This is a genomic window from Exiguobacterium sp. TNDT2 (genome assembly GCF_003331145.1).
Classification (GTDB): Bacteria; Bacillota; Bacilli; order Exiguobacteriales; family Exiguobacteriaceae; genus Exiguobacterium.
This window is the reverse complement of sequence record NZ_QLVE01000036.1, coordinates 1-2,942: the sequence shown is the minus strand read 5'-3', so window position 1 is coordinate 2,942 and position 2,942 is coordinate 1. Positions and strand designations below refer to the sequence as shown.

The following is a 2,942-nucleotide window of genomic DNA, read 5'->3' as shown; positions in this document are numbered from 1 at the left end:
AAATTATACTATATTTTTATCGTATTACCTATGAATAAAATTGTAAGGGGATTATTATCATTTGTTGATTTGGTAGATGAATGACTTTATTCTCCGATACTGGTATAGCCAACAGATGATTCGCCACCATTTCACGTTTTGTGAAGTTGTTCGTAATAGATATTCGTTTTGCCTCTTTCATGTCGAGAGACAGGAGTGTCCTACTTAAACACTTTTGGAATAGTGGGTAAAACGAGTATGTATACGTTTCGACATCGAAATATATACATGCTCGTTTAAGATGGTCTGATTCATTCTTTCATGGCCTGTTCGATTAAAAAGATTGATATCTTTCACGTTTAAAAATCTAGACATCTTGACCATTGATCAAGAGGTGTCAGGACATCAGTTGTTTCATGACCATGCTTATGATGGAACCAAACCGATCTCGGTCAACAACCGGAAGCCTAGGATACGAGCAGACAGATAAGCGATCAGTGCGTCCTCCGCACTGAATAGACGGTCTCTCGATTCGTCTTGGTTCACCTCATGTTTCGACATGTTGTACAAACGTACGAATACAAGTAGGCTCTGAATCGTCTTTTCATCTATCGTTCGTAGCTTGGCGATTTGATGGACCGCTTTTCCTAAGGTGGACTGGGAGTGTCGAAGCGACCCGAGCTTTTGCGATCGCATCAAATATTGACGTGTCACGGCCTCCAGGTGCATGCCTGCATATTGAACGATGTATCGCGCCCCATGCGCTACGTCCCGCTCTAGTTCGCTCGCCGCATACTGCAACGGCCTATATAAAGTTCGTTCCATTCCGCCGGGAAACGGATTTTGTATCGGGTTTTTAGGAAGCTGGTATCCGCCGATCCCTCCGATTTCCGCGTCCGTCTCCCATAACTGTGCTACGAATTCCGCTTGCCCGTGCATAGGGCATTTAGCCGCAAAGTCATCGACAGCGGTCTGTTGCCCATGGTTCAAAAGTTGTTCATATAGCCAACGTGTGTCCGGTAAGGCATGTTTCATCTGGCCTCTCCGCCTTCTCTGATTTGATGGTCTTTCGCTTACTCATGTACGCGGATCGTATCAATAGTCCAATGAAAAATGTACCGGTTCGTCCACTGACACTATTGACGGATTGACGTTCGAGTAGACGCGGGGCCGCCTACCTTCGATGGTAATCCTCGTGATGGCACCGCGTTCGACAAATAAATGCAATGAGCTCACTTCAGACACAATTGATTTGAATACAAGGACCGCTATGAGGTGTAGTCTGATACATTCCAGGGTGACATGCTGATCAAGCAAATCCGGGATTAACCGATTGGACACCTCATAGTCGGATGGATTCCCGTAAATGAGTGTTTCCGAATGATCCATTCTGACATGTCTTGGAACTTCTTTGTTGAATAGATAGTGATCGATTCTCAGCTTAGCGATTTCATCGGGTTTAATACCATTGACTGTCATTTCACTAAACATATGACTGCCATGTCTGTCTTCACTCGAGACCAGCTTGAGGTTGATTGTTTTTTCACCCCCGACCACTTCCACATTCACCTCGGCCACGCGGACATATTCAGCCGTATCTTCAATCGCGAAAGGTTGCTCAGTTTTCCACATCTGCTTGAGCACCTCCTCGACCCCTCTCGAGTTGTCTTCGGCCTTCAAGATCAAGCTGTATGCCTTGTCAGAACTGTTGTAGCGATAGGAGAAGTAACGTGCGCTCGAACTTCCCAATAGAAACCAGTCTCCAGAATTGTCGATCACCCGTTGTCCACCGTCAAAGAGTGGTGACAAATTCGACTCGGCCTGTCTCGTCTTTACATTCTTGATGATGACAGGTGGACCGGAGAGCGTGCTGTTTAAGACAGGATGTTGATTCTCGAATTCTTTCGAGAGAGCCCGGCTGACGTAAGCATAGAGCGTGTAGATATCAATCTCCCCGCTCAGGTTCGTCGCCCCACCTTCTAGGCCACGGATCAAATGATCTGTGAAGGCTCCATGCCCGTTTCGATCCCAAGCCAACTGATTTTCCGTGCACGCTGCGATGACGAACTTACCGGACCCTTTAATTTCAAGCCCTCTCTCCATCAGATTGTCGATTGATCGCATGAGCGCACCGCTATGACACGTATCAAAAAAGCTCAAGACTGTGCGGGCCTTTGTTTGATCGATATGGTCTCTGACATCGGACATGTTGATGCTGGTGTCACCTATAGCATGAATACCTGCATCATATGGAATGAAATACGCATTGGTTTGACTGAACCCCCCGTGGCCTGCCCAGTAGAGAAATAAGACATCATTTGGAGACGCATCTCCAAAAAAACTATGTAATGCATGGTCTAACATTGACTTGGTGGTCAAATTCCCATATAAAATCTGGACGTCAGATTTACCGAATACGGCGGGCTCTTCTGTCAATAATCGATTGATTTCTCTTACGTCGTTTAACGTATTCGGAAGAGCAGATATCTCATGGTCACGTTGCTCATTGACTGCAATTAATAGAGCTTTGTACAATGTAAATCCCTACCTTCTCATCATTTACATATATTGTATTATACAATGTACACATGCTCCAAACTTGAATAGAAAATCAATCACTCGATTCAGAAGACATGTCGACGCAGACTCTTTCATTCTCAATCCTTATTCTAAGAGCCATTGATAAACAGCTGATTTGAAAAGTAAAGTGCCTCTAGGTAAAAACAAAAAACCATTCGACTGAATGGTTTCCCTCGCTTGTCGATCGACAAGCCCACGTTCTTGCTTTTAGTGTTGTTCTTACGCTCCGTGCCTCCCGTCAGAAAGGGCCAGGAACATAGAGATGCGGCGGTGAACCAGCAGCTCTTGTTATCGGGCCGTCAGGGAGGCAGCGGTGCGATGAGCGACTTCGCCACAAGGCGTTAGACGCTCACGCATGAGCCCGGATCACCATTCCTTCTCCC

General features: G+C 45.9%; 2 protein-coding genes. Both read right to left on the bottom strand.

The features are described 5' to 3' along the window. Positions 1-405 precede the first annotated feature (405 nt). Positions 406-1,014 (bottom strand): hypothetical protein, encoded by a 609-nt coding sequence (locus DPV68_RS13520; protein ID WP_114167312.1) that lies wholly within the window; start codon positions 1,012-1,014, stop codon positions 406-408. A 60-nt stretch (positions 1,015-1,074) separates the two neighbouring features. After that, positions 1,075-2,514: a caspase family protein gene (locus DPV68_RS13515; protein ID WP_114167311.1), complete on the bottom strand. Its 1,440-nt coding sequence runs from the start codon at positions 2,512-2,514 to the stop codon at positions 1,075-1,077. Between the last annotated feature and the right edge of the window lie 428 nt (positions 2,515-2,942).